This window comes from Kitasatospora dryopteridis (genome assembly GCF_050749075.1).
GTDB lineage: Bacteria > Actinomycetota > Actinomycetes > Streptomycetales > Streptomycetaceae > Kitasatospora.
Genome location: NZ_CP192749.1, coordinates 7,444,887 through 7,469,995 on the forward strand (window position 1 = coordinate 7,444,887; position 25,109 = coordinate 7,469,995).

The following is a 25,109-nucleotide window of genomic DNA, read 5'->3' on the forward strand; positions in this document are numbered from 1 at the left end:
TCGGTATCCGCACTGCTCAGCGATGATGCTGGCATATGCTGCTGGGCGGCCAGGCCCGTGGCCACCTGCACGGGCCACCACACCCTCAGCAGGAGCGCTCCAGTGAGTCACGACCTCCACTCCGACCCTGCCGCCCTTCCGGTGGCGGTGATCGGCCTCGGCGACATCGCGCAGAAGGCCTATCTCCCGGTGCTCACCGCCCAGCCCGGACTCGACCTGCGGCTGATGACCCGCGACCGCGCGAAGCTGGACCGCCTCGGCGACGCCTACCGGATCGAGCACCGCTACACCGACCTCGGCGAGCTCATCGACAGCGGCGTGCGGGCCGCCTTCGTGCACGCCGCCACCGACCAGCACGTCCCGATCGTCGAGCAGCTGCTCACCGCCGGCATCGACGTGTACGTGGACAAGCCGCTCGACCACACCCTGGACGGCGCCCGCCGCCTGGTCGACCTCGCCGAGCAGGTCGGCCGGTCGCTGCTGGTCGGCTTCAACCGCCGGCACGCCCCCGGCTACCTGCTCGCCCTGGAGCGGCCGCGCGACCTGATCGTCCTTCAGAAGCACCGCGAGGGGCTGCCGGAGGCGGCGCGTTCCGCCGTCTTCGACGACTTCATCCACGTCGTGGACACCCTGCGCTTCCTGGTGCCGGGCGAGATCGAGCACGTGGACGTCCGCTCCCGCAGCCGGGACGGCCTGATGGAGCACGTGGTGCTCACCCTCGCCGGCGAGGGCTTCACCGCGCTCGGCATCATGAACCGGATGAGCGGCGCCACCGAGGAGGTGCTGGAGGTCTCCGGCGGCGACTCCAAGCGGTCCGTCATCAACCTCTCCGAGATCGTCGACTTCCGCGGCCAGCCGACCGTCCGGCGTCGCGGCGACTGGGTGTCCGTCGCCCGGCAGCGCGGCATCGAGCAGGTCGTGCTGTCGTTCCTGGAGTCCGTCCGGGCCGGCAAGGTGGTCTCCGCGCGGGACGCGCTGCGCACCCACGAGCTGTGCGAGCACGTCGTCCAGCAGATCGAGGCGCAGGCCTGACGGGCTGTCGACTGCTTTACGGCGGCGCCCCCGGTGCGGCCAGGAAGTGGCCGCGCCGGGGGCACCCGTGCGCGAGGCTCAGCTGTTGGCGCAGATGTTTCCGGCCGTCGGGTTCAGCGCGGCGAGCACGTTGACGGTGTTCCCGCAGATGTTGACGGGAATGTGGACCGGGATCTGGATGACGTTGCCGGACAGGAGGCCCGGGGAGTTGCTGGCCGTGCCGACGGCGTTCGCGTCTGCGTTGGCCACGCCTGCCGAGCCGAGCACGAGCGCACCGGCGGCGGCGGCCAGCGCGAGAGCCTTGCGGATGTCCTTCACGGTCTTCTCCAATTCGGGAGGGGACGTTCCTCGGTGGAACCATGGGCGCCGGGCCGACGGCATGCCGGCCGGGCGGCGCCCGCCACCAAGTCTTGGCACGGCTGGACGGAACGGTCCTCCGGGCACGCGCGAGGTTCGTCCGCCCGGGTGGGAATCTCCGTCGGCACTGCGCCATCGGCGGTACTGCGGACCGCCCGGATGATTACGCAGGGTGATGGGCCGTCGGATTCGACTGCGCACCGCCCGTCCCGGGCCCCGGCCCTCACCGGACGAACCGTCCTTCCGAACCGGTACCCGAAGTCGCCGAGGTCCTGTCGCCAAGGTGCTCGAGCGGACGATTCGGGGGCGCGGGGAACTGTGCGAGGCGGGAGGCGCGGCACCGTTTCTCCCGGTTTCGCGCAGTTCCCCGCGCCCCTCACGGGTTGCCCGGTTGCCCCGGGGTGGCGGCCCCGTCGCTTCCGGCGGAGCAAAACAAGCACGCATGCTTGATTTCTTCGCGGGCCGCTGCCAGGCTGCTGCACCACCAGGGCAGGGGAGGCGGGCATGCTGCGGATCGGCAACGCGTCCGGGTTCTACGGCGACCGGTTCGCCGCGTTCGAGGAGATGCTCACCGGCGGGCCGCTGGATGTGCTGACCGGCGACTACCTCGCCGAGCTCACCATGCTGATCCTCGCCCGCGACCGGCTGAAGGACCCGGACCTCGGCTACGCCAAGACCTTCCTCCGGCAGGCCGAGCAGTGCCTCGCCCTCGCCGCCGAACGCGGCGTCCGACTGGTCGTCAACGCCGGCGGCCTCAACCCCGGCAGGCTCGCCGAGGCCGTCGCCGGCCTCGCCGCCAAGCAGGGCCTGGCACTGCGCGTCGGCCACGTCCTCGGCGACGACCTGCTGCACCGCGCCGCCGAGTTCGGGCCGCGTCCGGGCCTGCTCGCCGCCAACGCCTACCTCGGCGCGGCCGGCATCGCCGAGTGCCTGCGCGGCGGCGCCGACATCGTCGTCACCGGACGGGTCACCGACGCAGCCCTCGTCGCCGGCCCCGCCATGGCCCACTTCGGCTGGGGACCCGACGACCTCGACGCCCTCGCCGGCGCCGTCGTCGCCGGCCACGTCCTCGAGTGCGGCGCCCAGGCCACCGGCGGCAACTACGCCTTCTTCCGGGAGCACCTCGGCCCCGGCGCCGACCCCCGCCCCGGTTTCCCGCTCGCCGAGATCCACGCCGACGGCAGCAGCGTCATCACCAAGCACCCCGGCACCGGCGGCGCCGTCACCGTGGAGACCGTCACCGCCCAGCTGCTCTACGAGACCGCCGGCCCCCGCTACGCCGGGCCGGACGTCACGGCCCGCCTGGACACCGTCCGGCTCGCCCAGCAGGGCCCCGACCGGGTGCTCGTCGAGGGCGTCCGCGGCGAGGCCCCGCCGCCCGACCTCAAGGTCGGCCTCAACCGGCTCGGCGGCTTCCGCAACGAGATCGTCTTCGTCCTCACCGGCCTCGACATCGAGGCCAAGGCCGACCTGGTGCGCCGTCAGTTCGAGGGCGCGCTCGAGCGGAGGCCCGCCGAACTGCGCTGGACCCTCGCCCGCACCGACCACCCGGACGCCGACACCGAGGAGACCGCCTCCGCGCTGCTGCGCCTGACCGTCCGCGACCCGGACGAGCGGGCCGTCGGCCGGGCGGTCGGCGCCGCCGCCGTCGAACTCGGCCTGGCCGGCTACCCCGGCTTCCATCTCACCGCGCCGCCCGGCCCCGGCACCCCGTACGGCGTCTTCGAGAGCGCGTACACCGACCGGCGCGGCGTCCCGCACACCGCGGTGCTGCCCGGCGGCAGCCACCGGGCCGTCCCGGCACCCGACCGGACCCGGCCGCCCGAACCGCTCCCCGAGCCGCCGCTGCCCGAACCGCTGCCCGCCGGGCCCACCCGCCGCGCCCCGCTCGGCCTGGTCGCCGGCGCGCGCAGCGGCGACAAGGGCGGCGACGCCAACCTCGGCGTCTGGGCCCGCACCGACGACGGCTGGCGCTGGCTCGCCCACACCCTCACCACCGACCTGCTGCGCCGACTCCTGCCGGAGACGGCCGGACTGACGGTGGAACGGCACCTGCTGCCCAACCTGCGCGCCGTCAACTTCACCGTCGCCGGGCTGCTCGGCGAGGGCGTCGCCGCGCAGGCCCGCTTCGACCCGCAGGCCAAGGCGCTGGGGGAGTGGCTGCGCTCCCGGCACCTCGACATCCCGGAGGCCCTCCTGTGACCGTCCTCCCCACCCGCCTCGACCCGGGCGGCGCCGAGCACACCGCCCACCGGGCCGCGATGCTGGAGAAGCTCGCCGCCCTGGACGCCGAGCACGCCAAGGCGCTGGCCGGCGGCGGGCCCAGGTACGTCGAGCGGCACCGCAACCGCGGCAAGCTGCTCGCCCGCGAGCGGATCGAACTCCTCCTCGACCAGGACTCGCCGTTCCTGGAGCTCTCCCCGCTCGCCGCCTGGGGCAGCGACCACCCGGTGGGTGCGGCCCTGGCCACCGGTATCGGGGTGATCGAGGGCACGGTCTGCGTGATCACCGCCAACGACCCGACCGTGCGCGGCGGCGCCAGCAACCCGTGGACGCTGAAGAAGGCGCTGCGGGCCAACGAGGTGGCCCTGCACAACCGGCTGCCGCTGGTGAACCTGGTCGAGTCCGGCGGCGCCGACCTGCCCAGCCAGAAGGAGATCTTCATCCCCGGCGGGGCGCTCTTCCGCGACCTCACCCGGCTCTCCGCCGCCGGCATCCCGACCGTCGCGGTGGTCTTCGGCAACTCCACCGCCGGCGGCGCGTACGTGCCCGGCATGTCCGACCACACCGTGCTGGTGCGGGAGCGGGCCAAGGTCTTCCTCGGCGGTCCGCCGCTGGTGAAGATGGCCACCGGCGAGGAGGCCGACGAGGAGCGGCTCGGCGGCGCCGACATGCACGCCCGCACCTCCGGCCTCGCCGACCACGTCGCCGAGGACGAGCCGGACGCCTGCCGGATCGCCCGCCGCATCGTCAGGCGCCTGCACTGGCAGCGCCGCGGGCCGCTGCCCGACATCGCCGCCGAGCCGCCGAAGTACGACGAGGAGGAGCTGCTCGGCATCGTCCCCGGCGACCTGAGGGTGCCCTTCGACCCGCGCGAGGTGATCGCCCGGATCGTCGACGGCTCCGACTTCGACGAGTTCAAGCCGCTGTACGGGCCGAGCCTGGCCACCGGCTGGGCCACCCTGCACGGCTACCCCGTCGGCATCCTCGCCAACGCGCAGGGCGTGCTGTTCAGCGCCGAGTCGCAGAAGGCCGCCCAGTTCATCCAGCTCGCCAACCAGCGCGACATCCCGCTGCTCTTCCTGCACAACACCACCGGCTACATGGTCGGCGAGGCCTACGAGCAGGGCGGCATCATCAAGCACGGCGCCATGATGATCAACGCGGTCTCCAACTCCCGCGTCCCGCACCTGTCCGTGCTGATGGGCGCCTCCTACGGCGCCGGGCACTACGGCATGTGCGGGCGGGCCTACGAGCCGCGCTTCCTGTTCGCCTGGCCGAGTGCCAAGTCCGCGGTGATGGGCCCGCAGCAGCTCGCCGGGGTGCTGTCGATCGTCGCCCGGCAGTCCGCCGCCGCCAAGGGCACCCCGTACGACGAGGACGCCGACGCGGCGATCCGCGCCATGGTCGAGCAGCAGATCGAGGCCGAGTCGCTGCCCGCCTTCCTCTCGGGGCGGCTCTACGACGACGGTGTCATCGACCCGCGGGACACCAGGACGGTGCTCGGACTCTGCCTCTCCGCCGTGCACAGCGGCCCCGTCGAGGGCGCCCGCGGCTACGGCGTCTTCCGGATGTAGCTTCTTGTGGAGGAACGACCCACGTGATCACCTCTCTGCTGGTCGCCAACCGCGGCGAGATCGCCCGGCGGATCTTCCGTACCTGCCGCGACCTCGGCATCGCCACCGTCGCCGTGCACTCCGACCCGGACGCCGGCGCCCCGCACGTCCGGGAGGCCGACACCGCCGTCCGGCTGCCCGGCGCCGCCCCCGCCGACACCTACCTGCGCGCCGAGCTGCTGATCGCCGCCGCCCGCGCCGCCGGCGCCGACGCCGTCCACCCCGGCTACGGCTTCCTCTCCGAGAACGCCGAGTTCGCGCAGGCCGTCCTCGACGCCGGCCTCACCTGGATCGGCCCCCCGCCCGCCGCCATCGCCGCCATGGGCTCCAAGACCGGCGCCAAACGGCTGATGGCCGGGGCCGGCGTGCCCGTCCTCACCGTCGGCGACCGGCCCACCGAGGCCGACCTGCCGCTGCTCGTCAAGGCCGCGGCCGGCGGCGGCGGACGCGGCATGCGGATCGTCCGCGACCTCGCCGAACTGCCCGCCGCCCTGGCCGCCGCCCGTGCCGAGGCGCTGTCCGCCTTCGGCTCCGACGAGGTCTTCTGCGAGCCGTACCTGCCCACCGGGCGGCACGTCGAGGTCCAGCTGATGGCCGACACCCACGGCACCGTGTGGGCCGTCGGCGACCGCGACTGCTCTCTGCAGCGCCGCCACCAGAAGGTGATCGAGGAGGCCCCCGCCCCCGGCCTCACCGAACGGCAGCGCACCGAACTCCACCGCGCCGCCGTCGACGCCGCCCGGGCCATCGGCTACGTCGGCGCCGGCACCGCCGAATTCCTGCTCGCCCCCGACGGCCGGCTCGCCTTCCTGGAGATGAACACCCGCCTCCAGGTCGAACACCCCGTCACCGAATGCGTCACCGGCCTCGACCTGGTCGCCCTGCAGATCGCCGTCGCCGAGGGCGAAGCCCTGCCCGCCGAACCGCCCGCCACCACCGGCCACGCCATCGAGGCCCGGCTCTACGCCGAGGACCCGGCCCGCGACTGGCAGCCGCAGACCGGCACCCTGCACCGCCTCGAACTCGCCCACCCGCACACCGAGTTCACCACCGCCGGGGCCCCCGCCGGGCTGCGCCTGGACTCCGGCGTCGACGACGGCTCCACCGTCACCGTCCACTACGACGCCATGCTCGCCAAGGCCGTCGCCTGGGCACCCACCCGGGCCGCCGCGGCCCGACGGCTCGCCGACGCCCTCGCCCGCGCCCGCATCCACGGCCCCGCCACCAACCGCGAACTGCTCGTCCGGGCGCTGCGCCACCCCGCCTTCCTGGACGCCCGGCTGCACACCGGCTTCCTCACCGAGCACGCCGCCGACCTCACCGCCCCCGACGGCAAGGACACCCCGCTCGCCGCCCTCGCCGCCGCACTGGCCGACGCCGCCGCCCGGCGCACCGCGCTGCCCTCCGGCTGGCGCAACCTGCCCTCCCAGCCGCAGGTCAAGCGCTACCGCGCCGCCGACGGCGGCGAATGGGAGGTCCGCTACCGGATCGGCCGGACCGGCCTGGACGCCGAGGGCCACCCCGGCACCCGGCTGGTCGAATCCGCACCCGGCCTCGTCGTCCTGGAGACCGGCACCCTGCGGCAGACCTTCCGCGTCGCCGCCCACGGCACCGCCGTCTGGATCGACGGACCGCACGGCGCCACCGCCCTCACCGCCCTCGACCGCTTCCCCGACCCGGCGCAGCGCACCGACCCCGGCGCCCTGCTCGCCCCCATGCCCGGCACCGTCGTCCGCACCGCCGCCGCCCCCGGCGACACCGTCACCGCCGGACAGCCGCTGCTCTGGCTGGAGGCCATGAAGATGGAGCACCAGGTCACCGCACCCGCCGACGGGCTGCTCACCGAACTCCGCGTCGCCCCCGGCCAGCAGGTCGAGCCCGGGGCCGTCCTCGCCGTCGTCCAGCCCGCCTGAGCCCTGCACACCCCGTACGGCACCCACCCTCACCGCCCGGAAGGACGCCGCATGTCCGCACCGCGCACCACCGCAGGCACCCTCGTCGAGACCCCCGAACAGCAGGCCCTGCGCCGGGCCGTCGCCGACCTCGCCGCCCGCTTCGGCCCCGCCTGGTTCCAGGCCAAGGCCCGCGCCGGCGAGTACGCCGACGAACTGTGGGCCGAGGCCGGCAAGCTCGGCTACCTCGGCGTCAACCTTCCCGCCGAGTACGGCGGCGGGGGAGCCGGCATCACCGAACTCGCCATCGTCCTCGAAGAGCTCGGCGCGGGCGGCTGCCCGCTGCTGATGCTCGTCGTCTCGCCCGCCATCTGCGGCACCGTCATCGCCCGCTACGGCACCGAGGAGCAGCGCCGCCGCTGGCTGCCCGGCCTCGCCGACGGCACCCGCCGGATGGCCTTCGGCATCACCGAGCCCGACGCCGGCTCCAACTCCCACCGGATCTCCACCGTCGCCCGCCGTGACGGCGACGACTGGCTGCTCACCGGCCGCAAGGTCTTCATCTCCGGTATCGACCACGCCGACGCCGTGCTCTTCGTCGCCCGCACCGAGGACGCCCGCACCGGACGGCTGCGGCCCTCGCTCTTCGTCGTCCCCCGCGACACGCCGGGCTTCGAGTACCGGGCCATCCCGATGGAGCTGGTCGCCGCCGAGAAGCAGTTCCAGGTCTTCCTGGACGACGTCCGGCTGCCCGCCGACGCCCTGGTCGGCGACGAGGACGCCGGGCTCCTCCAGCTCTTCGCCGGCCTCAACCCCGAACGGATCATGACCGCGGCGTTCTCCATCGGCGCCGCCCGCCGCGCCCTGGACACCGCCGTCGACTACGCCCGCACCCGCACCGTCTGGGACACCCCGATCGGCGCCCACCAGGGCATCGCCCACCCGCTCGCCCAGTGCGCCATCGAGGTCGAACTCGCCCGGCTGATGACCCAGAAGGCCGCCCACCTCTACGACGCCGGCGACGACCTCGCCGCCGGTGAAGCCGCCAACATGGCCAAGTACGCGGCCGGCGAGGCCGCCTGCCGGGCCGTCGACCAGGCCGTCCAGACCCTCGGCGGCAACGGCCTCACCCAGGAGTACGGCCTCGCCGCCCTCCTCACCGTCACCCGCGTCGGCCGGGTCGCCCCCGTCAGCCGCGAGATGATCCTCAACTACGTGGCCCAACACACCCTCGGCCTGCCCCGCTCGTACTGAGGGGTCGACCCAGGGGCGCGGGGAACTGCGCAATCCGGATGCGGGTGTCACGACAGTACGGGCCAAGCCGTGGTCTGTACGGTGGCCCGCATCCGGATTGCGCAGTTCCCCGCGCCCCTTTTGCATTCGCCCCAGCCCGTGACGTCGACCGCGTCCCGGTTGCGCAGCTCCCCGCGCCCCTCGTGGAGTGCCGGCCCGCGCAAGGATTGCTGTACGCCCTCTGGGCTGCGGGGCGGAAAGGGGGCAGGCTGTGATCCGGCAACTCCGCAGCACCGCGAGCTCCCCATCACCCCGCCGGAGGTATGCATGGTGTTCCGCAGCGCCCACCCCGACATCGAGCCCGTCGACCTGCCCATCCACGACGCCGTCCTCGGTGACCTGAACGGCCGCGCCGACCTGCCCGCCCTGGTCGACGGCGTCACCGGGCGCTCCCTCAGCTACGCCGAACTCGACCTCGCCAGCCGCCGCACCGCCGCCGGCCTGGCCGAGGCGGGCGTGCGCCAGGGCGACGTGGTCGCGCTGTACAGTCCCAACACCATCGCGTACCCGGTGGCCTTCTACGCCGCCACCCGCACCGGCGCCACCGTCACCACGGTCAGTTCGCTGGCCACCGCGGGCGAACTCGCCGGACAGCTCCGCGACAGCGGCGCCCGCTGGATCATCACCGTCTCCGCCTTCCTGCCGGTCGCCACCGAGGCCGCCGCCGCCCTCGCCGCCGACGGGCACCCGATCGCCGAGATCTTCGTCTGCGACCAGGCCCCCGGCCACCGCTCGCTCACCGACCTCGCCACCACCGACGCCCCCGAGCCGGCCCCCCGGATCGACGCCGGCGACCTCGCCGTGCTGCCCTACTCCAGCGGCACCACCGGCCTGCCCAAGGGCGTCATGCTCACCCACCGCTCGATCGCCTCCAACCTGGCGCAGACCGACTCGGTGCACGCCACCGCCGCCGGCGAGCGGATCATCGCGGTGCTGCCGTTCTTCCACATCTACGGACTGACCGCGCTGCTCAACCACCCGCTGCGCTGCGGCTCCACCGTGGTGGTGCTGCCCCGCTTCGACCTGGAGCAGTTCCTGCGGACCATTCAGGAGCAGCGGATCGAGGGCGTCTTCGCGGCCCCGCCGATCGTCCTCGCCCTCGCCAAGCACCCGCTGGTCGACCGCTACGACCTCTCCTCGGTGAAGTACGTGCTGAGCGCCGCCGCGCCGCTCGACGCCGAGCTCGCCGACGCGGCCGCCCGCCGCCTGGGCCTGCCGCGGGTGCACCAGGGCTACGGCATGACCGAGCTCTCCCCGGTGACCCACGTCGTCCCGCTGGACGACCCGGCGCCGCCGCCCGGCACGGTCGGCAAGATGGTCGCCTCCACCGAACTGCGGATCGTCTCCCTCGAGGACCCGGACAGCGACCTGCCCGCCGGGCAGAGCGGCGAGCTGCTCTTCCGCGGCCCCCAGGTGATGAAGGGCTACTTCGGCCGGCAGTCCGAGACCGACGCGATGCTGGACGCCGACGGCTGGCTGCACACCGGCGACGTCGGCTACGTCGACGAGGACGGCTACCTCTTCGTCGTCGACCGGGTGAAGGAGCTGATCAAGTACAAGGGCTACCAGGTCGCCCCCGCCGAACTGGAGGCCCTGCTGCTCACCCACCCGGAGATCGCCGACGCGGCGGTCGTCGGCGTCACCGGCGAGGACGGCACCGAGCGGCCCAAGGCCTTCGTGGTGCGCACCCCCGGAAGCGACCTGACCGGCGCCCAGGTGCAGGAGTACGTGGCGGCGCAGGTCGCCCCGTACAAGAAGGTGCGGGCGGTGGAGTTCCTCGACGCGGTGCCCAAGTCCGCCAGCGGAAAGATCCTCCGCCGGGAGCTGCGGGCCCGCCCGTCCTCCGCCGCGGCGGGGGCGATCTGAGAGGATCACCCCACCCGCCGTCGACCGCCACCGGAAAGCCAGGCCATGACAGCCCACGCCGCCGCCCTGCGCACCCCGCAGCAGGACCGAAGCCGCGCCACCCGCCGCCGCCTGCTGGAGGCCGCCGTGGAGTGCCTGGCCGAGGTCGGCTGGCAGGGCTCGACGGTCGCCGTGGTCGCCGAACGGGCCGGAGTGACGCGGGGCGCGGCCCAGCACCACTTCCCGACCCGCGAGGACCTCTTCACGGCTGCCGTCGAGCACGTCGCCGACGAGCGGCTCGCCCAGGTGCGCGCCAGCGCCGAGCAGCTGCCGCCGGTCGGCCCGGGCCGCACCGAGGCCGTGGTCTCCATGATCGTCCGCCTGTACACCGGCCCGCTGTTCCGGGCCGCGCTGCACCTGTGGGTGGCCGCCGCCACCGAGGAGTCGCTGCGCGAGCGGATCGTCGCCCTGGAGAACCACGTCGGACGGGAGTCGCACCGGGCCGCCGTGGAGTTCCTCGGCGCCGACGAGTCCCGCCCCGGGGTGCGGGAGACCGTGCAGGCCACCATGGACATGGCCCGCGGCCTCGGCCTGGCCAACCTGCTCACCGACGACGGCGCCCGGCGGGCCGGGATCGTCCGCCAGTGGGCCGGCCTGCTGGAGGCCGCGCTCGACGACGGGAGAGCAGCCGACGGCGGACCGGCCGGGGGGAGACCGGCGTGCTGAACACGGACAGACCGCTGGACACGAACAGACCGCGCCCGGACCGGCCGGCGACCCGCAGTCGCCGACCGGCCGGGCTTTGTGCAGTCTGGTGGGGACCGGATTGGCCGACCTCCCACCGGGAAGGTACCGGGCAGGTGAATTCCTGAAGATGCACGGATTCGACTGGACCGCCACCGACGGCGCCGGCCGCGGTGAGGCGGGCGCCGCTTCGGCGCGCCTGGCCGGCCACCGCCTGGTGCCGCTCGCCACGGCCCTCCTCCAGGAGGACGGCCGCATCCTGCACTGGAGCGAGGAGGCCGAGGCGCTCTCCGGCTACCCCGCCGAACGCGCCGTCGGCTCCTTCGCGGCCGAGCTGCTCGTCCCCGAGGGCCGGCGGCACCAGGCCGACGAACTGTTCAAGCAGATCATGTCGGGCTCCGGCTGGTCCGGCACCCACCCCATCCGGCACCGCGACGGCACCGACGTCGAGATCGAGTTCCACACCTACCCGATCGCCGGGCCCGGTGACCAGCGGCTGCTGCTGGTCACCGGCTCCGACGTCCGCGCGCTGCGCCAGGTCGAGGCCGACCTCGCCGTCCTCGACGGCATCTTCAACCAGTCCCCGATCGGCATGGCGGTCTACGACTCCGACCTGCGCTACGTCCGGCTCAACCAGGCCCTCGCCAAGATCAACGGCGTGCCGGTCGACGAACACATCGGCCGCCGGGTCTCCAACGTGCTGCCCGGTCTCAACAGCGCCGAGATCGAGGCCGTGATGCGCCAGGTGCTCACCACCGGCCGACCGATCGTCGACGCCCGCTCGCACGGCCGCACCCCCGGCGAGCCGCGCCGCGACCGCGCCTGGTCCGCCTCCTACTTCCGGCTGGAGGACTCCACCGGGCGGGTGCTCGGCGTCAGCTCCTCCCTGATCGACGTCACCGAGCGCTTCCAGGCCGAGGCTCGTGCCGCCCGCGCCCAGGAGCGACTCGCCCTGCTCGCCGAGGCCACCGCCCGCATCGGCACCACCCTCGACCTGCAGCGCACCGCCGAGGAACTGATCGAGGCGGTCATCCCGCGGTTCGCCGACTTCGCCACCGTCGACCTGCTGGAACCGGTGCTGCGCGGCGAGGAACCCGCCCCCATCCAGCCCGACAAGCCGATCCTGGTCCGTGCCGTCGCCGTCGGCGAGGCCTACGAGGCCGGCCTCACCCGGGCCGCCGACGCGGTCGGCGTGACCACCGAGTACGACGCCCAGCGGGTCTACACCCAGTGCCTGCGCAGCGGCCGCCCGCTGCTGCGCTCGCACGTCGACGAGGACGTGCTGCGCGGCCTGGTGCCCAGCTCCGACCGGGTCGGCCCGGGCGTCGCCGCCGGCGTCCACTCCTACCTGATGGTGCCGGTGCTGGCCCGCGGCATGGTGCTCGGCGGTGCCGAGTTCGTCCGCACCCGCAACCCCGAGTCGTTCACCGCCGCCGATGTCGCACTCGCCGAGGAACTCGTCGCCCGGGCCGCCCTCGCCATCGACAACGCCCGCCTCTACCGGCGCGAGCGGGAGACCGCCCTCACCCTGCAGCGCAGCCTGCTGCCGCAGGAGATCCACCGCACCCTCGGCCTGGAGATCGCCCACCGCTACCTGCCCAGCAGTCTGGTCTCCGAGGTCGGCGGCGACTGGTTCGACGTGGTGCCGCTCTCCTGCGGGCGGGTCGCCCTGGTCGTCGGCGACGTGATGGGCCACGGCATCCGGGCCGCCGCCACCATGGGGCAGCTGCGCACCGTCGCCCGCACCCTGGCCACCCTGGACCTGCCGCCCGAGCAGGTGCTGACCCGGCTCGACGAGACCGCCAACGCCATCGGCGAGGGCCAGTTCGCGACCTGCATCTGCCTGGTCTACGACCCCGTCGACCGCACCTGCACGGTTGCCTCGGCCGGCCACCTGCCGCCGGTCCGGGTCGCCCCCGACGGCTCGTCCACCGCGGTCGACCTGCCGCCGGGCGTGCCGCTCGGCATCGGCGGCGTCTCCTTCGAGAGCGTGGAGTTCACCCTGCCGGTCGGCGCCACGATCGCCCTCTACACCGACGGGCTGATCGAGCGCCGCGGCCAGGACCTCGACGAGGGCATCGCCCTGCTCGCCCGGACCCTCTCCGGCCGCCCCCGCACCCTGGAGGAGAGCGCCGACGCCGTCCTCGCCGCCCTGGTCGCCGAGGGCACCGACGACGACATCGCGATGATCCTCGCCCGCGCCCTGCCCGTGCCCGGGGAGCGCATCGCCACCCTCGACCTCCCCGGCGAGGGCCCGCTGCCGGCCCAGGCCCGCCGCTTCACCCGCGCCACCCTGCAGGCCTGGGGCCTGGCCGGGCACTCGGACTTCGCCGAGCTGATGGTCAGTGAACTGGTCACCAACGCCCTGCTGCACGCCGACGCACCGCGCCGGCTGCGGCTCTACCGCGACGACCGGACGCTCACCGTCGAGGTGTCCGACGCGGGTTCGCAGTCGCCGCGGCTGCGCTCCTCCGCCGAGGAGGACGAGGGCGGCCGCGGCATGCACCTGGTCAGCGAACTCGCCCACCGCTGGGGCACCCGCCCCACCAAGGAGGGCAAGGTCGTCTGGGCCGAGGTCGAACTTCCTTACCGTGCCGGATAGTTGTTCGAGGAATTTGCCGATTTCCTTCACAGTCCGGCCACGTGTGCACGACGATGGAGTACCGCGTACCGAGCCGGGGGGCGGCACGGGCGCCCGTGCCGTAAGGAGATCCGCGCGCATGCCCGTGCACCTCGAGGAGCGGTACACGCTGCCGTTCGCCTGCCTGGCCGAAGTGAAGTCCGCCGGAAGCCTCGTCACCACCAAGTGGAACGTCCACCACCTGTCGTCGCCGGAGTACGTCCGCCCGCGGGAGGGCACCGCCGTCACCGCCTTCCGGTGCCCGACCTGCAGCCGGGACTTCACCGTCCGGGTGGAGAGCCTGGGCAAGGCCCGGCGCAGGCGGCTCACCTGCCTGGTGGTCGGCGCGGTGCTCCTCGCCCTGCTGCTGCTCTGGGTGCCGATGCTGGTGCACTACGGTGGCCGGACCGTCGACGAGGACCAGGCGGACTCGGTCGTCGCCACGGTGGGAAGCCTCTTCGCCCTGACGGCGGTCTCGTTCGTCGCGGGCCTGACCGCCTTCAGGGTCGGCCGCGCCTACACCGGCCTCAACAAGCTGCGCCGGGTCACGGGCGAAGGCGGCGCCTCGGTCCGCGTCAGGGGCCACAAGTTCTGGCCGTAGGGGCCCGTCGTGAAGGCGCTGCCGGAGTCCCGCGCAATTCGGTGGCGGACCGAGCGCTGCCCGGGCAGGCTCATGTGCATGGTCTCAGTGGTGCAGAACGTGGCGATCGACTGTGCGGATGCCTACGGGCTGGCCCGGTTCTGGAGCGAGGTGCTCGGCTGTCCGCTGCATCCGGAGGCCGAACCGGGTGACCCGGAGACCGAGGTGCTGCTGCCGGAGGGGCCGTTGCTGCACTTCAACCAGGTGCCGGAACCGAAGACGAGCAAGAACAGGATCCACCTGTGCCTGCGCCCGAGGACATCGCGCGAGGAGGAGGTCGAGCGGCTGCTGGGCCTCGGCGCCACCCTCGTCACCGATCGCCGGGAACCCGACGGCGCAGGCTGGGCCGTCCTCGCGGACCCCGAGGGCAACGAGTTCTGTGTCCTCCGCAGTGCGGCCGAGCGGGCCGCGATGTCCTCCTGAAGCGTGCGCCCGACGGCCGGTGCCCCGCTCGTGGTCACTGCGCCTGGTCGGTCCGGGCGCGCACGCCCGGCCAGTCGAGGCGCAGTTGTGCGGCGCGCGGCAGCGAGGAGACCACCAGGTCGTACGAGTCCTCGATCATGTCCAGCACCAGTCGTTCGGGCACCGAGCCGTCCAGCAGCACGCTGTTCCAGTGGCGCTTGTTGAGGTGCCAGCCGCCGGTGACGGCCGGGTACTCGGCCCGCAGCCGGACCGCCAGCTCCGGGTCGCACTTGAGGCTCACCGACAGCGGCGCCCCCTCCAGGGCGCTGAGCGCGAACATCTTTCCGCCGACCTTGAACACCGAGGTCTCGGCGTTGAACGGAAAGGTCTCCTCCGCTCCGTTCAGTGCCAGGCAGGCTGCCTTGAGGGCTTCGGGCGTCATGCCCCCAGTCTGCCCCGCCGCACCGACAGCCCGCCGGGCGGGCTGTCGGTGCGGGGCCGGGGCGCGGTCACACGGTGTCCGCACCCCGGGCGCCTGCCGGCACCAGCAGGCGCAGCGCTCCCGGCACCACCGCGACCTCGACCGGCAGCGGGCCGATGTACTCGCCGTCGGCGTAGGCGGTGATGCCGGGGGACTCGATGCGCAGCGAGGAGGTGCGGTGGGTCTCCACCTCCGCGTGCTGCACGTGGGTGCCCTTGAAGACGGTCGGGAAGAAGCGGGCCACCTTCAGCCGCGACATCGCCCGGACGACCGTCAGGTCGAAGTGCCCGTCCGAGGGGTCGGCCTGCGGGCACATCCGCATCCCGCCGCCGTAGCTGCTGGTGTTGCCGACGGCGGCGAGCACGAGGTCGCGCTCGATCACCGTGCCGTCCGCCAGCACCAGCCGGAACGGCAGCGGCCTCAGGTTCGCGAACTCGACCAGGATGGCCAGGTTGTAGCGCATCCGGCCGCGCGGCCACGTCAGCCGGTTGGTGCGGTCGCTGACCAGCGAGTCGAAGCCGGTGGCGAGCACCGAGCCGAACCAGCGCTCGGTGCCGTCGGCGGTGGTGGCCCGCCCCAGGTCGACGGTGGTGCAGTGGCCGTCGGCGATGACGTCCGCGGCGGCCTCCGGGTCGCCGAGCGGCAGCCCGTACGCGCGGGCGTGGTCGTTGCCGGTGCCCGCCGGGACGATGCCGAGCGGAGTGCCGGTGCCGGCCAGCGCCTGCAGGGCGAGGCTGATCATGCCGTCGCCGCCGGCGGTCACCAGGGCGTCCACCCCGCGGCCGACCGCCTCGCGGGCGAGGCGGATCGCGTCCTCGGGGTCGGCGCCCGCGGTGTTCAGCACCTCGATCCCGCGCTCCCGCAGCCGGGCGGTGGCCCGGCGGGCGGCCTTCTCGGCGTGGCCGCCGCCCGCCGCGGGGTTGGTGAGCACCATGACGCTGCGCGGCGGGCGGCCGGTCTCGGGGGCGGTCACGGGATCAGCTTGCCGGGGTTGAGGATGCCGACCGGGTCGACGGCGTCCTTGACGGCGCGGAGGATCTTCACCCCGAGGTCGCCGATCTCCCGGTCCATCCACGGGCGGTGGTCGGCGCCGACGGCGTGGTGGTGGGTGATGGTGCCGCCGTTGGCCATGATGGCCTCGCAGGCGGCGCGCTTGGCCGTGTCCCACTGGGTGATCGGGTCGCCCTGCTGGGCGGCGAGCACCGTGAAGTACAGCGAGGCGCCGGTGGGGTAGACGTGCGAGATGTGGCAGAGCACCAGGCTGCCGCTGCCGAGCTCGCCCTGCAGGGCCGCGGTGACGGCGGTCTTGAGGCGCTCCAGGCCGGCCCAGTCGGTGGCGGTCTCCAGGGTCTCGCACAGCGCCCCGGCGTCCAGCAGCGCGTCGCGCAGGTACGGCGCGGAGAAGCGTCCGTGCTCCCAGGCGACGGCGGGCCCGGCGCCGAGGGAGGTGCCGCCGGCGGCGAGCAGCACCGCGCGGGTGGTTTCGTGGCGGGCCTCGGCCTGCTCCTTCGTCCCCTCGAAGACGGTGACGGCCAGGCAGCCGCCGGTGACCTGCTCGCCGCCGATCTGCTCGGTCATCGCGAGGTTGACGGCGGTCTCGGACTCGTCCGAGAGCCGGAGCACGGTGGGCCCGGCGCCCTGCTGCTCGACGGCGCGCAGCGCGGCGGCGCCGGTGGCGAAGTCCGGGAAGCTCCAGGCCTCGTGGACCTTGGCGGCGGGCAGCGGGTGGACGCGCAGCCGTACCCGGGTGATGACGCCGAAGACGCCCTCGGAGCCGAGGAACAGCTCGCGCAGGTCGGGACCGGCCGCGGAGGCGGGGGCGCGGCCCAGGTCGAGCACCCCGGCCGGAGTGACGACGCGCAGGCCGCGGACCATGTCGTCGAACCGGCCGTGGCCGGCCGAGTCCTGGCCGGAGGAGCGGGTGGCGGCGAAGCCGCCGATGGTGGCGAAGCGGAAGCTCTGCGGGAAGTGGCCGAGCTCCCAGCCGTGTTCGGCGAGCAGTTCCTCGGCGCGCGGGCCGGTGAGGCCGGCCCCGAGGACGGCCTCGCCGGAGACCTCGTCCAGGGAGTGCAGGGCGTCCAGGCGGCGCAGGTCGAGGGAGACGACCGCGGCGAAGGAGCCGCGGAGCGGGTCGAGCCCGCCGACCACGCTGGTGCCGCCGCCGAAGGGCACCACGGCGATCCGGCGCTCGGCGCAGACGGCGAGGACGGCGGCGATCTCCTCCTCGCTGCCCGGCAGCAGCACGGCGTCCGGCGCGTCCTGCGGCTCGCGGCTGCGGCGGCGCAGCAGGTCCGGGGTGGACTTGCCGCCGGTCCGGGGCAGGCGGTCGGCGTCGGCCGCGCTGACGTGCTCGGCGCCGACCGCGGCGGCGAGCTCGGCCAGGTCCTGCGGGGACAGCGCGGACGGGCGGAGCACCACGTCCTCGGCCGCGAGCGGGGCGGCGGCCGCCTCGGCCGACACGCCGAGGAAGGCGGTCAGCAGGCCCTTGATGTCCTCGGACAGCGGCTTGGCGAGGGCCGGGTCGCCCCAGGCGTCCCACTTCATCGGGGGGAGCGGCAGGGCGGCGCCGCCGACCTGACCTGCTTGCGTCTCAGATGCCATGCGTTACAGTATTACGCATTATGTCAAGCAGTAACGAGAGTGGCCCGGCGGACACCGCGGCGCCTGCGACCAGCACCGATGACGCGATCCTGGACGCCGCCGCCCACCTGATCGTCCATCTCGGCGTCCAGCGCACCCAGTTGAGCGAGATCGCACGTCGCGCCGGGGTCAGCCGGCCGACCGTCTACCGCCGCTGGCCGGACGTCCGCGCGATCATCGGCGCCCTGCTGACCCGCGAGATCCGCCGCACCCAGGAGCAGGTCCCGCTCACCGGCGAGGACCGCGAGGCCTTCGTCGAAGCCGTCGTCGAGGTCGCCGTACGGCTGCGCGACCACCCGGTGGTCGGCGCCCTGCTGCACTCGGACACCATCGTCGAGTACGTCGTCGAACGGCTCGGCACCAGCCAGCGCGGCCTGCTCGACGCCATCGGCGCCGCCGTCGTCCAGGGGCAGCGGCACGGCTCCATCCGGGCCGGCGAACCCACCGAGCTGGCCGCCATGGTGCTGCTCATCGCCCAGTCCACCGTCCAGTCGCACCGCATGGTCGCGCAGCTCCTGCCCGAGCAGGCCTGGCGCCGCGAACTGGCCCGCGCACTGAACGGATACCTCGCACCGTGACTCCTTCCGCCGCTTCTGGGTTCGCCGGTACGAGTGCGCTGAACGCCCGCCGGCGGGCGGCCGAACTCGCCGCCCTCGGCGACACCCGGGCCGTCGACCTGCTCGTGATCGGCGGCGGCATCACCGGCGCCGGCATCGCCCTCGACGCGGCCTCCCGCGGCCTGCGCACCGTCCTCGTTGAGTCCCGCGACCTCGCCTTCGGCACCAGCCGCTGGAGCTCCAAGCTCGTCCACGGCGGCCTGCGCTACCTCGCCTCCGGCCGGATCGGCGTCGCCCGGGAGAGCGCCGTCGAACGCGGCATCCTGATGACCCGCACCGCCCCGCACCTGGTGCGCGCGCTGCCCCAGCTCGTCCCGCTGCTGCCGTCCGTCGGCCGGGGGCAGGCCGCCCTCGTCCGGGCCGGCTTCCTGGCCGGCGACGCGCTGCGCGCCGTCGCCCGCACCCCCGCCGAGCTGCTGCCCCGGGTCCGCCGCATCGGCGCCGCCGAGACCGCCCGGCTCGTCCCGGCCGTCCGCACCGCCGGGCTGGCCGGTGCACTCGTCGCCCACGACGGCCAACTCGTCGACGACGCCCGGCTGGTGGTCGCCGTCGCGCGCACCGCGGCGCACCACGGCGCCACCGTCCTCACCCGCGTCCGCGCCGAGCAGGTCACCGGCGTGTCGTCCTGGCTCACCGACACCCTCACCGGCGAGTCCCTCACGCTGACCGCCCGCGCCGTGGTCAACGCGGCCGGCGTCTGGGCCGGCGAGGTCGACCCCGGCATCCGGCTGCGGCCCAGCCGCGGCACCCACCTCGTCCTGGACGCCGCCGCCCTCGGCCACCCGCGCGCCGCCCTCACCGTGCCCGTCCCCGGCTCCACCAGCCGCTTCGTCTTCGCCCTCCCGCAGCAGCTCGGCCGGATCGCCCTCGGCCTCACCGACGAGGACGCCCCCGGCCCGATCCCGGACGAGCCGCAGCCCACCGAGGCCGAGATCGGCTTCCTGCTCGACACCGTCAACACCGCCCTGCAGACCGCCCTCACCCGCGAGGACGTCCGCGGCGCCTTCGCGGGCCTGCGCCCGCTGATCGACACCGGCGGCGGCGCCACCGCCGACCTGTCGCGGCAGCACGCCGTCCTCGAGTCCGCCAACGGCGTGATCACCGTCGTCGGCGGCAAACTGACCACCTACCGGCAGATGGCCGAGGACGCCGTCGACCGCGCCGTCCGCACCCGGGGGCTCTCCGCCGGCCCCTGCCTGACGAAGCGCCTGCCGCTGGTCGGCGCCCCCGGCCGCAGCGACAGCCGCCCCGCCGACGGCCTCCCCGCCACCCTCGTCGCCCGCCACGGCGGCCTCTCCGCCGAGGTCGCGGCAGCCGCCGTCCACCGCCCCCTGGAGACCGTCGCGGAAGGCATCGACGTCACCCGCGCCGAAATCGCGTACGCCCTCACCCACGAGGGCGCCCTCGACGCCGAGGACGTCCTGCACCGCCGCACCCGCATCGGCCTCGTCCCCGCCGACGCCGACCGCGCCCGCCCGGCCGTCGAGGAGATCGCGGCCGAGGGCTGACGGCGTAGCACAGGCACGGTGAACTCCGCCAAGTGACACCTGCCCGGGGCGCTGGGCCGCTAGCCTGACGGCCAGTCGAACGGGCGTGGGGTGCGCCCGGCTGTCGTGGGGGTGGGGTATGGAGATCGGTCTGGCCGATGCCGTGGACGCCGTGCGCAAGGAGCTGATGGAGGCGGCCTCCCGCGGAGAGGGGCAGCCGCTCTCCTTCGAAGTCGGCCCGATCGAGATGGAGTTCGAGATCGAGCTCCGCGCCGAGGCCAAGGGCGGCGCCAAGTTCAAGGCCTGGGTCGTCTCCGCCGAGACCGAAGCGGGTGTGTCACGCGGCCGTACGCACCGCGTGGCGTTCACGCTGACGCCGCGGGCCGGCGACAACTCATCGCTGGTTGTCAGCAACACCAACGGCCGCCCTGTCGCCCGGGAGAACGTGGCCGACCGCATCGAGGACTGACCCGAACCGTCGGCGCAGGTCGAGCACACGAGGGGGAGCCGTGGATCGCAACAGGCTGGTCGCCCTCAACTGCGAGGGCAGCACCAGCAGCGGGTACGTCATCGGGCCGCGCCTGGTGCTCGCGTCCGCGCACGGCGTCGGACCGGTAGGAACCGGGCTCCACATCATCCAGCCCGGGCGAACGGCGTACCACCGGGCCTCTGTGGTCTGGCGTGGCACTCCGGAAGGACGCGACGACGCTGCGCTCGTGCACGTCGACGCCCCGGACTGGCGGCCGGTGGCGGGCACGGCGGAGCCATGGGGAAGGATGACCACCACGAGGGTCGGCCAGGCGTGCGAGACCTGGGGGATCCCCGAGGTCATCCAGACGCCCGCGGACGAGTCGGAGAAGCTGCCGCCCCTGGAGGCCATGCAGCTGTCCGGGACGATCAACCCCGGCAGCGGCTTCGTCGAGAACCGGCACCTCTTTGCCCTGTCCGACCACTCGATCACCCGGTGGTCGTCCGGCAAGCTGCCGTGGGCCGGTCTGTCCGGTGCGGCCGTGGTTTCCGGCGGGCTGCTGATCGGCGTGGTGAAGGCCCAGGTCCGGCACTTTGGCCACGGCATGCTGGACGTGGTTCCGTCCTATGTACTGCACGCCGACGAGTCCTTCCGGAACGCGCTGAAGGACTACGGCGCCGACTCGTTGACCATGGGCGACGCCGAGTTCGACGAGCTGCGCCGCCGCGACACCCCCGGCCCCTCGATCGGCCCGGTGCCGCCGGGCAGCCTGCTGGAGGCAGGCCGACAGGTGGTGGGCTTCCACGGTCGTGAGGACATCCTCGACCGGCTCAGGCAGTGGTGCGAGGCGCCGGGCTTCGGTGTCCGACTGCTGTACGGGCCCGGTGGTCAGGGCAAGACACGCCTGGCTGCCCGCCTGGCAGAGGAGCTGGTACAGCACAACAAGCAATGGAGGGCACTGTGGCCGGCCGCTACGGCCCCGGGCACTGGGCTGCAGGGTGTGCGGGACACGGCGAAGCCGATGCTGGTGGTGCTCGACTATGCGGAGGCTCGGCAGGATCAGCTCGAGGGGCTCCTGACGGCCGGCGAGTTGCACCGCGGGGGTGTCCCGCTCAAGGTGCTTCTGCTCGCGCGCACGGCCGGCGAGTGGTGGGACATCGCCAAGGGCGCGCGGTCCGGCGCAGCACTGCGCCGGGCGCCGGTGGACGGACTGCCCGAACTCGCCCCGGACGAGGAATCGCGTGCCTCGGTCTACCACCAGGCGGCGAGCGCGTTCGCCGAGAGGCTGGCAGATCCCGGCGACACCTCGGCGCAGGCGACTTGGCGCGCCTGCGCGGCGAGCCTGCCCGAGCCGCCGCCCAGGACCCTGGCGTCGGGCAACGTCCTGACCCTGCACATGACCGCCCTCGCCGACCTTCTCGACGCCGGCCTCGGCGGGTCGTGCCGTCCCGCGGACGGTCCGGCCGCGGACGACAAGGACGCCGAGGCCCGCATCCTGGAACACGAGCAGATGTACTGGACGCAGGTCGCCGAGCGCTTCCCGCTGGCCCAGGGAATCGGACGTCCCCCCGTTCTGGGCGAAGCCCTGGCAACGGTTGTGCTGCTGGGCGGAACCGCGTTGGACGAGGAGGAGCGGGAGGACCTCCTGCGCCGGGCACCGATGCTCGCCGGCCTGGAGGACTACGAGGCGGCCGTCGTGCGGGCGTGGATCGAGTCCGTCTATCCGTCACCGACCGAACGGCCCTGGGAGATCCTGCAACCCGACCGGTTGGCGGAGCGCTTCGTCGGGACTCACGTCCTGACCAACCGCAGACTGCTGCACAAGCTGCTCTCGCCGAAAGGTGCCGCAGGGGACGTTACCGATGCCCAGTGCGCCCGGGTGCTCACCCTGCTGGCCCGTGCCGCCGCCCACCTGCCGCTGCTCGGCCGACTGGACGGCCTCATCACCGAGGTGTGCACCCGCCACGCCGCCAGGCTGGGGCAGGTCACCATGGAGGTCGCCACACAGGTGGAGCGGCCGCAGCCGCTGATCGACGCCCTGTGGAAGCGTGTCGATTCTCCGGAGACTCCGTTGGCGGCCCTCGAGATCCTGACGGCTCACCTGCCCCGCAGCTCGCACGCGCTGGCGCCCTGGGCGCTCCGTCTGACGGAAAAGATGATCGAACTCCGCAAGGCCACCGGAACCGGCAGCATCGAGGACACGGTTGCGTTGGGCGTCGAGTACCGGCGTCTTGCGGGCAAGTTCACCGACATGGGCCGGTCCGCGGAAGCCCTGACCGCCGCAGAGCGGGCCGTCGAACTCCTCGAACCGCTCCTGCAGACCCGTCCCGAGGCCGTGCGGTTCCACCTGGCAGCCGCTCTGAACAACCGGGCGGTGTGCCTGAGTCTGCTCGGCAAGCGCCGTGAGGCTCTCGAGCCGGCCCGACAAGCGGTCGCCCACTACCGCACCGTGGTTTCCACCGAGCCCGTCCCCGACGACGCCCTCCGCCATCTGGTCACCGCACTGAGCAGCCTCTCATTGGCACAGAGCCAGCTCGGGCAGAACACCGAGGCCCTGGAGACCATGGCGGAGTCGGTGGCGTTCCAGCGTGTGCTCGTCCAGGACGGCGCACCCGGTGCGGCGGGTGATCTCGTGCCGTGGCTCAACAACCTCTCCATCCGCTGTACCGCTGTGGGGCACTACCAGGACGCCCTCGTGGCGGCCGCCGAGGCGGTGGCCGTGTGCGAGCCGCTTGCCGATCAGCACCCCGATGCCCACCGTGCCGACCTGGCCATGGTCCTGAACACGTTGTCCAGCTGCTACGGCGATGTGGGGAGCCGTGCCAAGGGGTTGCAACTGATGCGGCGGTCCGTCGACATCCGCGAACGGTTGCACCGGGAACGTCCCGAGGCGTACGGGCCTTCGCTCGCCCTGGCGCTCAACTCGCTGTCCATCGGCCTCGGCGATGCGGGCCTCGTGGAGGAGGCCCTGGAGACCGCAGAGCGTTCGGTCGCCCTCTACGAGGTCGTGTGCGAGCGGCAGGACGGATACCGGCACGAGCTGGCCATGTCCCTCAACACCCTGGCCAATCAGCGATGGGATGCCGGGGACAACCGCGGGGCGGTGGAAGCAGCGCAGGAGGCAACCAAGATCTACACGGACCTCGATCTGGCATCCCCCGGTGTGTTCACGGCGGACCGGGCGATGAGCCTCGCCACCGTGGCGGGGTGCCTGAGCGCCGACGGACAGTTGGAGGCGGCCATCGAGCGGTCCTTCCAGGCCGTGGCCCTCTACCACAGCCTCACCGGGACGGAGCCGCGTCCGGTCGCCGCGGACTTCGCCCGCGCGCTGCGCAACCTCCGGCTCTACCTCGTAGCAGCGGACCGGACGGTCGAAGCGCTGGAGCTCATCGACACGGCCCTCGCCTGCTATGCCGGGGCCGACGACACCCTCTACCCGGTGAATGCGGAGCTGCTGACCGGCCGCGCCATGTGTCTGCGGTCGCTCGAGCGGGTCGACGAAGCCCTGAAACCGGTGCGGAAGGTCGTGCGGCTGGCGCGGAGGCACACCGGGGCACGGTCGTCCCAGTGGCCCTCCGAGCTGCTCGACCGGCTGCGCCTGCTCAGCGCCTTCGCATTTCTCAACGGCAGGCGCGCCGAGGCGGCCGAGGCCATGACGGAAGCCGCAGTGCTCCTCCGGGACCTGGTGCCGGCCGAGCCCGAACGGTACGAGCCCGAGCTGGCCACCGCGCTGGGCCAGTTGAGGAACCTCCTGCCCAGGCTGGCCCGGTACGACGAGGCCGAGCTCGCGGCCCGCGAGGCCGTCGACACCCGGCTCAGGATCGCCGAACGCGGTGGGGCACCGGAACGGGTCGACGTCATCGCGGAGTCGGCCGGTCTCGCCGACCTCCTGATGATGCGTCTGCATGCCGCCGAGGCGCTGGCCGCCATCGACCGGGCGCTCGGCCATCAGGTCCAGCTGACCGCCGACGACCTCGTGACCCACGGCCCGGCCGTCGAGCTGGCGCAGCGGAACCGCGGATATCTCCTGCTGATGCTGGGCCGAGAGGACGAGGCGGTTGCGGTCGCCGCGGAATCGGTGCTCAAGGCCGAGCGTGTTGCCGAGAACGTTCCGACCCGGACGTTCGGAATCGTCCTGGCCCGGCTCGCGGCCGGATCGGTACTGACCGACCTGGAACGCCGTGAAGAGGCTTTGCCCCACCTCGATCGCGCGGTGGCCCTGTGCCGCTCCCGCGTGGAGGCCGGGGAGGCGGGGTTCGACACCCTGCTCGCCACCTGCCTGGCGACGCTGGGCGTCTGTCTGGCAATGGAACCCGCCGAGCCCGATCGGGCACTCGAGGCCGCCACCGAGGCCCTCGCCATCAACCGCAGGCTCGCCGAACTCGACCCCGAGGCGGTGAGCAGCGGTCTGGGCCTCGCGACAGCCCAGCAGGGCCTGCGGCTCGCGGAGGCCGGCCGGTTCGAGGAAGGTCTCCGACTGACTGCCGAGGCGGTGCCGATCGCCCGAGAACTCGTCGCGCTCGACACGAGGGCCCACGCGCTGGAACTCATCGATGTCCTGTACTGCTTCGCTGCGGCCCGTGTGCTGGCTGGGACGGGAGTGGAGTCGGTCGGTGCCCTGACTGCTCTCGACGAGGCGGTCGCGCTGCTTTGCGAGCTGGACCAGGACGTCCCCTGGCCCGTCGAACGAGGTCTCCGCAAGGCAGAGGCCCTTCGTGAACGGCTGCTCGGAGGATAGCCCCGGCTGTCCCGCG

18 protein-coding genes are annotated in these 25,109 nt (G+C 73.6%); 14 read left to right on the forward strand and 4 right to left on the reverse strand.

Annotated elements, in window-relative coordinates:
- Positions 1 to 102: 102 nt before the first annotated feature.
- Complete coding sequence (locus ACQ614_RS33785) at positions 103 to 1,032, forward strand: Gfo/Idh/MocA family protein (RefSeq protein WP_431682880.1); 930 nt, start codon at positions 103 to 105, stop codon at positions 1,030 to 1,032.
- A gap of 78 nt (positions 1,033 to 1,110) precedes the next feature.
- Here the strand turns inward: ACQ614_RS33785 and ACQ614_RS33790 are convergent, their stop codons facing one another.
- On the reverse strand, positions 1,111 to 1,350 hold the full coding sequence (locus tag ACQ614_RS33790; RefSeq protein ID WP_431682882.1) for a chaplin: 240 nt from the start codon (positions 1,348 to 1,350) through the stop codon (positions 1,111 to 1,113).
- Between the two features lie 543 nt (positions 1,351 to 1,893).
- Here ACQ614_RS33790 and ACQ614_RS33795 point away from each other — a divergent pair.
- The 9 genes from ACQ614_RS33795 to ACQ614_RS33835 all read left to right on the forward strand — a co-directional run bounded on the left by ACQ614_RS33795 (position 1,894) and on the right by ACQ614_RS33835 (position 14,682).
- Positions 1,894 to 3,591 carry an acyclic terpene utilization AtuA family protein gene (locus tag ACQ614_RS33795; protein WP_431682884.1) on the forward strand — a complete coding sequence of 566 codons (1,698 nt, stop codon included), beginning with the start codon at positions 1,894 to 1,896 and terminating at the stop codon, positions 3,589 to 3,591.
- A complete protein-coding gene (locus ACQ614_RS33800) occupies positions 3,588 to 5,186 on the forward strand; it encodes an acyl-CoA carboxylase subunit beta (RefSeq protein WP_431682885.1) in 1,599 nt (532 codons plus the stop codon). The genes ACQ614_RS33795 and ACQ614_RS33800 overlap by 4 nt, the downstream gene beginning before the upstream one ends.
- Positions 5,187 to 5,209: 23 nt before the next feature.
- The gene (locus ACQ614_RS33805; RefSeq protein WP_431682886.1) at positions 5,210 to 7,138 is read left to right on the forward strand and encodes an acetyl/propionyl/methylcrotonyl-CoA carboxylase subunit alpha; all 1,929 of its coding nucleotides are present in this window, start codon (positions 5,210 to 5,212) and stop codon (positions 7,136 to 7,138) included.
- 51 nt (positions 7,139 to 7,189) lie between these two features.
- Entirely contained in the window at positions 7,190 to 8,371 is a 1,182-nt protein-coding gene (locus ACQ614_RS33810; RefSeq protein ID WP_431682888.1) for an acyl-CoA dehydrogenase family protein, read from the forward strand.
- 306 nt (positions 8,372 to 8,677) lie between these two features.
- Positions 8,678 to 10,276 carry a 4-coumarate--CoA ligase family protein gene (locus tag ACQ614_RS33815; protein WP_431682890.1) on the forward strand — a complete coding sequence of 533 codons (1,599 nt, stop codon included), beginning with the start codon at positions 8,678 to 8,680 and terminating at the stop codon, positions 10,274 to 10,276.
- Positions 10,277 to 10,321: 45 nt separating this feature from the next.
- On the forward strand, positions 10,322 to 10,981 hold the full coding sequence (locus ACQ614_RS33820; protein WP_431682891.1) for a TetR/AcrR family transcriptional regulator: 660 nt from the start codon (positions 10,322 to 10,324) through the stop codon (positions 10,979 to 10,981).
- 148 nt (positions 10,982 to 11,129) lie between these two features.
- Positions 11,130 to 13,601, forward strand: a complete 2,472-nt coding sequence (locus ACQ614_RS33825; RefSeq protein WP_431682893.1) for a SpoIIE family protein phosphatase — start codon at positions 11,130 to 11,132, stop codon at positions 13,599 to 13,601.
- A 118-nt stretch (positions 13,602 to 13,719) separates the two neighbouring features.
- Positions 13,720 to 14,220: a hypothetical protein gene (locus ACQ614_RS33830; protein WP_431682895.1), complete on the forward strand. Its 501-nt coding sequence runs from the start codon at positions 13,720 to 13,722 to the stop codon at positions 14,218 to 14,220.
- Between the two features lie 78 nt (positions 14,221 to 14,298).
- Complete coding sequence (locus tag ACQ614_RS33835) at positions 14,299 to 14,682, forward strand: VOC family protein (RefSeq protein ID WP_431682896.1); 384 nt, start codon at positions 14,299 to 14,301, stop codon at positions 14,680 to 14,682.
- A gap of 34 nt (positions 14,683 to 14,716) precedes the next feature.
- Here ACQ614_RS33835 and ACQ614_RS33840 read toward each other — a convergent pair whose 3' ends face one another.
- The 3 genes from ACQ614_RS33840 to ACQ614_RS33850 form a co-directional block, all read right to left on the reverse strand.
- The gene (locus ACQ614_RS33840; protein WP_431682898.1) at positions 14,717 to 15,103 is read right to left on the reverse strand and encodes an MmcQ/YjbR family DNA-binding protein; all 387 of its coding nucleotides are present in this window, start codon (positions 15,101 to 15,103) and stop codon (positions 14,717 to 14,719) included.
- A gap of 67 nt (positions 15,104 to 15,170) precedes the next feature.
- Positions 15,171 to 16,076: a diacylglycerol kinase gene (locus ACQ614_RS33845; RefSeq protein ID WP_431684099.1), complete on the reverse strand. Its 906-nt coding sequence runs from the start codon at positions 16,074 to 16,076 to the stop codon at positions 15,171 to 15,173.
- 35 nt (positions 16,077 to 16,111) lie between these two features.
- Complete coding sequence (locus ACQ614_RS33850; RefSeq protein ID WP_431682900.1) at positions 16,112 to 17,743, reverse strand: FAD-binding oxidoreductase; 1,632 nt, start codon at positions 17,741 to 17,743, stop codon at positions 16,112 to 16,114.
- A gap of 20 nt (positions 17,744 to 17,763) precedes the next feature.
- Here ACQ614_RS33850 and ACQ614_RS33855 point away from each other — a divergent pair, with 20 nt between their 5' ends.
- From ACQ614_RS33855 to ACQ614_RS33870, 4 genes are all read left to right on the forward strand, one after another.
- Positions 17,764 to 18,360, forward strand: a complete 597-nt coding sequence (locus ACQ614_RS33855; RefSeq protein ID WP_431682902.1) for a TetR/AcrR family transcriptional regulator — start codon at positions 17,764 to 17,766, stop codon at positions 18,358 to 18,360.
- Positions 18,357 to 19,907, forward strand: coding sequence for a glycerol-3-phosphate dehydrogenase/oxidase (locus ACQ614_RS33860; RefSeq protein ID WP_431682903.1), 1,551 nt, complete (start codon positions 18,357 to 18,359; stop codon positions 19,905 to 19,907). The genes ACQ614_RS33855 and ACQ614_RS33860 overlap by 4 nt, the downstream gene beginning before the upstream one ends.
- Positions 19,908 to 20,025: 118 nt before the next feature.
- On the forward strand, positions 20,026 to 20,355 hold the full coding sequence (locus ACQ614_RS33865; protein ID WP_431682905.1) for a trypco2 family protein: 330 nt from the start codon (positions 20,026 to 20,028) through the stop codon (positions 20,353 to 20,355).
- A 40-nt stretch (positions 20,356 to 20,395) separates the two neighbouring features.
- The gene (locus ACQ614_RS33870; RefSeq protein ID WP_431682907.1) at positions 20,396 to 25,093 is read left to right on the forward strand and encodes a hypothetical protein; all 4,698 of its coding nucleotides are present in this window, start codon (positions 20,396 to 20,398) and stop codon (positions 25,091 to 25,093) included.
- Positions 25,094 to 25,109: the final 16 nt, after the last annotated feature.

Bases quoted from the DNA above. Each gene is read 5' to 3' on its own strand.
- ACQ614_RS33795 (WP_431682884.1), top strand. From the start codon at position 1,894: ATGCTGCGGATCGGCAACGCGTCCGGGTTCTACGGCGACCGGTTCGCC.
- ACQ614_RS33810 (WP_431682888.1), top strand. From the start codon at position 7,190: ATGTCCGCACCGCGCACCACCGCAGGCACCCTCGTCGAGACCCCCGAA.
- ACQ614_RS33815 (WP_431682890.1), top strand. From the start codon at position 8,678: ATGGTGTTCCGCAGCGCCCACCCCGACATCGAGCCCGTCGACCTGCCC.
- ACQ614_RS33820 (WP_431682891.1), top strand. From the start codon at position 10,322: ATGACAGCCCACGCCGCCGCCCTGCGCACCCCGCAGCAGGACCGAAGC.
- ACQ614_RS33825 (WP_431682893.1), top strand. From the start codon at position 11,130: ATGCACGGATTCGACTGGACCGCCACCGACGGCGCCGGCCGCGGTGAG.
- ACQ614_RS33830 (WP_431682895.1), top strand. From the start codon at position 13,720: ATGCCCGTGCACCTCGAGGAGCGGTACACGCTGCCGTTCGCCTGCCTG.
- ACQ614_RS33835 (WP_431682896.1), top strand. From the start codon at position 14,299: ATGGTCTCAGTGGTGCAGAACGTGGCGATCGACTGTGCGGATGCCTAC.
- ACQ614_RS33840 (WP_431682898.1), bottom strand. From the start codon at position 15,103: ATGACGCCCGAAGCCCTCAAGGCAGCCTGCCTGGCACTGAACGGAGCG.
- ACQ614_RS33845 (WP_431684099.1), bottom strand. From the start codon at position 16,076: ATGGTGCTCACCAACCCCGCGGCGGGCGGCGGCCACGCCGAGAAGGCC.
- ACQ614_RS33850 (WP_431682900.1), bottom strand. From the start codon at position 17,743: ATGGCATCTGAGACGCAAGCAGGTCAGGTCGGCGGCGCCGCCCTGCCG.
- ACQ614_RS33855 (WP_431682902.1), top strand. From the start codon at position 17,764: ATGTCAAGCAGTAACGAGAGTGGCCCGGCGGACACCGCGGCGCCTGCG.
- ACQ614_RS33865 (WP_431682905.1), top strand. From the start codon at position 20,026: ATGGAGATCGGTCTGGCCGATGCCGTGGACGCCGTGCGCAAGGAGCTG.